The following is a 5,303-nucleotide window of genomic DNA, read 5'->3' as shown; positions in this document are numbered from 1 at the left end:
TTTCTCGCATAGTTCCAGCCTGAAAAAGTATTTACGCCCATATGGTTACTTCTTATCAGCGGATGAAGGACGAACCCGTTTCGAGTCTCTCATTCGGCCGGGTCCGGAGGGGGACGATGAAGACTCCCGCGGGATGAACATGATCGGTGAGATCCCGCAGGGCTGTTAAGCCCGAGGAAGCTCAGCACATGCCCGCGGAAAGCGAAATCGTCCCCCGGAGGACCTTCCGCTCAATACAAATATCTCGAAATCAAGTCTTCAATAAACGGGAGCTTATCTGTAGAATCAACATGGATATTTCACAGAGTCGTAAATAAAGGGTAGTTATTAAAAACCTCTCCGGAAAACAAAAAAAGATGATGTATCTTTAAGATACTCATCTCTTATTCTTTGGCAGGCTGCGTTCTTCTAAGGTTAACCATACCTATATAAAATTGCGTAATACCAAGGCCGAGTACAATAGGCCCAACAGCTGCAGGCATTAATGGACTTATAATGGTTTGCATCATCCCGGTTGCGATCATCAGACTGAACCTCTGATGTTTAAATCCATAGTAAGATCCAATCAGCGTCAGAAGCAGGATGATCGTTAAGCTCGGAAGGATCCAGGAATAGGTCTGAAGCATTTCTGAATTCAAGTTATCACCTCCTGTAAATAGTTAGGTAATTTCTAATTTTACTAATCGTACCACCCTCTAAATACTGGATCAACAGGGAATGATGTCTAGTATTGGTGGATTCTAGTTTTTTTAAATGAAGTGATGAATTCCCTGATCCATTAACCTTCAAACGTACTAGTTCTTTATCGTATGAGAAAAATCATTCGATGTGTAATCCTGGATAACAATTAGATGAAATTTCAGGTGAAATTCGTTATCTTTAAGGTAAGCATTTTTTTGACACTAGTGCCGAAAATTTTAGGGGGAGTGATAGCTGTGAATGGGAAGATTGAAGTTGAACATTTATCTAAGACCTTCAAGAAAGGGAATGTCCAGGCGGTGAAAGATGTTTCGTTTACTGTGGAAGACGGAGAATTTTTCGCATTTCTGGGCCCGAACGGAGCTGGCAAATCTACAACGGTACAAATTTTGACCACTTTAATTAACGCAACAGGCGGAAAGGCAACAGTAGCCGGGCACGATGTGATTCGAGAACCGGAGAAAGTAAGAAGATATATTGGGGTAGCTCTCCAGGAAACAGGAGTTGACCCGGATCTTACCGGTCGGGAACTGATCGAACTTCAAGCTAACATCTTTGGTTTTTCAAAGGTTGAGGCTAAGAAAAGAGCAGAAGAACTGCTGAACATTGTACAGCTAACGGATTCGGCCGAGCGGCGAATCGGCAACTACTCGGGAGGAATGAGAAGAAGGCTCGATTTAGCTCTTACGCTTGTAAACGAGCCTAAGATTTTATTTTTAGATGAGCCGACCACAGGTCTCGATCCATCCAATCGAATGGCTATTTGGAAAGAGCTGCGCCGTTTAAATGAAGAAAATGGAACTACGATTTTTCTTACGACCCAGTATTTAGAGGAAGCGGATTCCCTTGCTCATCGAATCAGTATCATTAATGATGGTGAAATTGTAGCCACGGGAACTCCGAGAGAGCTTAAGGCTCAAATAGGCAATGATCTAATCGCTTTGACTTTTACAAGCAGAGAAGAGGAAGAAAAAGCAGAAAGAATTCTGAAGGAGCATATGGATCCAAGCGACGTGATCCTGCAAAACCGTAAGTTGACCGTTTATGTAGAAGATGGCACGAAGCAATTGTTGGAACTCGTGAGGCTATTAGACCAAGAGAATATTGAAGTGGCTACTGTTAATTTATCTTCACCTACTCTGGATGACATATTCTTGAAAATTACAAGTGAACAGGCTGAAAAGGAGGGGGAAGTTCATGGGGAATAGTGTATGGAAAGATACATGGCTGATCACACTCCGAAGTATTAAGACGACGCTTAGAAACCCTTTTTCTTTTATTCCAAACTTAATGATCTCCGCTTTCTTTCTATTAGTATATGAAGGGGGATTAAGCGGAATATCGCAGCTGCCCATGTTTGAAGGAGCTAACTATCTAGCCTTTATCCTTCCCGTTTCTATTGTGTCCGCTGCAATTGGGGGAGCTGGAGGAGCCGGGCAGGGAATCGTGAAAGACATTGAGAACGGATTTTTCTCTAGGTTGTTGCTTACCCCTGCTTCGAGACTTGCTATTGTCCTCGGTCCTATTATTGCGGGAATGCTTCAGTTATTTATCCAAACCTTATTGATCATAGGGATTGCATTTCTGCTGGGCTTGGAAGTGGAAACAGGCTTTGGAGGTATTCTGTTTGTATTGTTAATTGCAATTGGATGGGGGCTTGCATTCGCCGGCTATTCTGCAGGAGTTGCACTTCGTACGAAGAATGCTCAGGCCGCTCAGGCAGGAACGTTTATCTTTTTCCCGCTTATCTTTTTAAGCACAACCTTTGTCCCTTACGAGTTAATTGAAGCTCAGTGGCTGAAAGTAGCCGCGACCATTAACCCGACCACATATATATTTGAAAGTATGCGGACGGTCTTAATTGATGGGTGGATCTTCTGGGATTTGATGCAGGGAGTTATTGCCATCGTGATCGCCTGCACAATTACGATTACCTTCGCGGCGATATCAGCTAAGAAGGCTGTATCACGCGGATAAATTAATGATAGTGCATTAATCTTCCGTGCGCTTCTAATTCGATATTTATATGGAAGTTTGACAAGAAAGAGCAAAGTCCTTTGACGAGGCTTGCTCTTTTCTTGTTCCTGATGGTCAGGATATGGATAGAACGTATTTTTTACATATTTGCTGGGTGGATGAAGAGCATCCAGTTTATTTTATTGGAATAAAAATCTATGGTGTATAAACACTTTAAGATTGATTATAAAGATATTCTTGAATATCCAAAAAATTGTTTTATAAAGAGAATTTAGGTGAAAAAGATATACTATATTCTCGAGAAGAGGAGACTAACAATGGAAAAAGTAAGATGGGGAATTATCGGATGCGGCGATGTTACTGAAGTAAAAAGCGGACCTGCGTTTGATTTAGCAGAAAACAGTTCATTGGAAGCGGTGATGCGGAGGAACGGAGATTTAGCAAAAGACTACGCTGACCGTCATGGTGTTCCCAAGTGGTATGATCAAGCCGACGATTTAATCAACGATCCTGATGTGGATGCTGTTTATATTGCAACGCCTCCAGCCTCTCATAAAGAGTACACGCTGAAGGCAGCTGAAGCAGGCAAGCCTGTCTATGTTGAAAAACCAATGGCTTTAAATGTAGACGAATGCAGGGAAATGATAGAAGCATGTAATCAACATCAAGTGCCTCTGTATGTAGCCTTTTACAGACGCTCACTCCCTCGTTTTTTAAAAGTAAAAGAACTTCTCGACCATAATGAAATTGGGGACATTCGTTTTGTTTCCATACAGCAGACCCAAAAATTAGTTGAAAAAGATGAGAACAATAACCTGCCCTGGAGGGTTCAGCCTGAAGTAAGCGGTGGAGGTTTGTTTTATGATGTAGCCTCTCATACATTGGATTTGGTTGATTATTTACTCGGCCCTATTAAAGAGGCAAAAGGGATCGCGTCCAACCAGGCGAAAGCCTATCCGGCAGAGGATATTGTAAGCGGAACCTTCCTTTTTGAGAGCGGCGTAATCGGAAATGGTGTCTGGAATTTTTCTTCTTACAAAAATGAAGATCTCAATCGAATCGTAGGCTCCAAAGGGGAGATCACTTTTTCTTCCTTTGATGAAAAACCGGTTACACTTATTAAAGAATCAGATACTAAACAATTTATTATTGAACGGCCCAAACATATTCAACAGCATCTCATTCAGGAGATTGTAGATGAACTGACAGGTAAAGGGAGCTCCCCAAGTACGGGAGAGACCGCTTTACGTACAAATCGTGTAATGGATGAACTGGTCAAAGGTTACTATCAGAAATAAACAAGCATCCTAATAGGAGGATTTAAATGCCACAACCCATTCGAATTGGAATTATTGGAGCGGGTGGAATTGCCAGAAGTGCTCATATTCCGAGTTACCAGAGCTATGGTCAGGAGGCTGAGGTTATAGCTGTGGCTAACCATAATAAAGATAAAGCTGTAGAATGTGCAGAAGAGTTTTCGATCCCCCATGCCTATGAAGATGAGCAACAGATGCTTGAAGAACAGGAACTGGATGCTGTCAGCATTTGTACCCCAAACAAATTCCACGCCTCTCAAGCGATTGCAGCTCTACAGGCCGGATGCCACGTGCTTTGTGAGAAACCGCCGGCAATGACGGTAGAGGAAGCCGAGAAGATGACGTTAGAAGCAGAAAAGGCTGGAAAATTTTTAACCTATGGTTTTCATTTCCGCTTTCAACCTGAGGTGGAGACGTTAAAGAAATACATTGATGGTCATGAATTAGGCGAAATTTATGCAGCCCAGACGCATTATAACCGGAGAAGAGGAATTCCGGGCTGGGGCGTATTCACAAATAAAGAACTTCAGGGCGGAGGAACACTTATCGATAATGGTGTTCATATGCTTGATACAGCCTTATATTTAATGGGATATCCAGTGCCTAAAACGGTTTTAGGGGCTACTTATCAAAAGATTGGTCAGCGTCCGGGAGTAGGCTTAATGGGTGAATGGGATTATGAAAACTTTTCGGTAGAAGATATGGCAAGGGGAATGATTACGTTTGAAAACGGTTCTTCTCTTATGTTTGAATCTACTTTTGCCGCGAACGTAGAAGAGCTGAGCAGCAAAAAAGTATCCGTAATAGGTGACGAGGGCGGAGCAGATCTTTTTCCATTAAAAATCTTCCAGGAAAAATACGATACCCTGGTGGATACAACCCCTGCCTATGTAGAAAAACGAGATGCAAACGAATACCTCATTCATGATTTTATAGAATGTATTCTTCATAACAAACAACCATTAAGTACACCATCAGAAGGAGTGCGGATCCAGCAAATTATCCAGGCTCTTTACGACTCAGCCAAAACAGGAGAAGCTGTGAATATAAACTGAACTTAATGAAGGCTATGTTCAACTTTTGTGATTGATTTTCAGGGTTTATTCTTCCACAAAAGGGCCGTATAGTTGAAGACTCAGTTTCGAGATAATTTGGATCCGTTATGTTGTATGGAGAAGGGCTGTTGGGGAAATAACTCGCTTTCCTATGGGGGAACGTTGAGCTTCCTCGCTCGTTTCACTCCCTGCGGGATCTCACCTAGTTCCTTCTCCCATGGGAGTCTCGCCATTTCCCCATCAACCCAACTTTATT

5 protein-coding genes are annotated in these 5,303 nt (G+C 42.4%); 4 read left to right on the top strand and 1 reads right to left on the bottom strand.

Features of this window, described 5'->3' with window-relative positions:
- Positions 1-383 precede the first annotated feature (383 nt).
- Positions 384-638: a hypothetical protein gene (locus WAM07_RS10605; protein WP_422166693.1), complete on the bottom strand. Its 255-nt coding sequence runs from the start codon at positions 636-638 to the stop codon at positions 384-386.
- 297 nt (positions 639-935) lie between these two features.
- On the opposite strand from WAM07_RS10605, the gene WAM07_RS10600 reads away from it, so the two are divergent.
- The 4 genes from WAM07_RS10600 (at position 936) to WAM07_RS10585 (ending at position 5,047) form a co-directional block, all read left to right on the top strand.
- Positions 936-1,907: an ATP-binding cassette domain-containing protein gene (locus tag WAM07_RS10600; protein ID WP_422166691.1), complete on the top strand. Its 972-nt coding sequence runs from the start codon at positions 936-938 to the stop codon at positions 1,905-1,907.
- Positions 1,897-2,676 carry an ABC transporter permease gene (locus tag WAM07_RS10595; RefSeq protein ID WP_422166690.1) on the top strand — a complete coding sequence of 260 codons (780 nt, stop codon included), beginning with the start codon at positions 1,897-1,899 and terminating at the stop codon, positions 2,674-2,676. Before WAM07_RS10600 ends, WAM07_RS10595 begins: the two co-directional genes overlap by 11 nt.
- Before the next feature lie 317 nt (positions 2,677-2,993).
- Positions 2,994-3,974, top strand: coding sequence for a Gfo/Idh/MocA family protein (locus WAM07_RS10590; protein ID WP_422166688.1), 981 nt, complete (start codon positions 2,994-2,996; stop codon positions 3,972-3,974).
- A gap of 26 nt (positions 3,975-4,000) precedes the next feature.
- Positions 4,001-5,047, top strand: a complete 1,047-nt coding sequence (locus WAM07_RS10585; protein ID WP_422166686.1) for a Gfo/Idh/MocA family protein — start codon at positions 4,001-4,003, stop codon at positions 5,045-5,047.
- Positions 5,048-5,303: the final 256 nt, after the last annotated feature.

Source organism: Halobacillus sp. (assembly GCF_049282395.1).
Lineage (GTDB): Bacteria > Bacillota > Bacilli > Bacillales > Halobacillaceae > Halobacillus.
The sequence above is the reverse complement of the archived record's forward strand: the minus strand, read 5'-3'. Positions and strand labels throughout refer to the sequence as shown.

Coding starts and splice junctions, on each gene's coding strand:
- WAM07_RS10595 (WP_422166690.1), top strand. CDS start 1,897: ATGGGGAATAGTGTATGGAAAGATACATGGCTGATCACACTCCGAAGT.
- WAM07_RS10590 (WP_422166688.1), top strand. CDS start 2,994: ATGGAAAAAGTAAGATGGGGAATTATCGGATGCGGCGATGTTACTGAA.
- WAM07_RS10585 (WP_422166686.1), top strand. CDS start 4,001: ATGCCACAACCCATTCGAATTGGAATTATTGGAGCGGGTGGAATTGCC.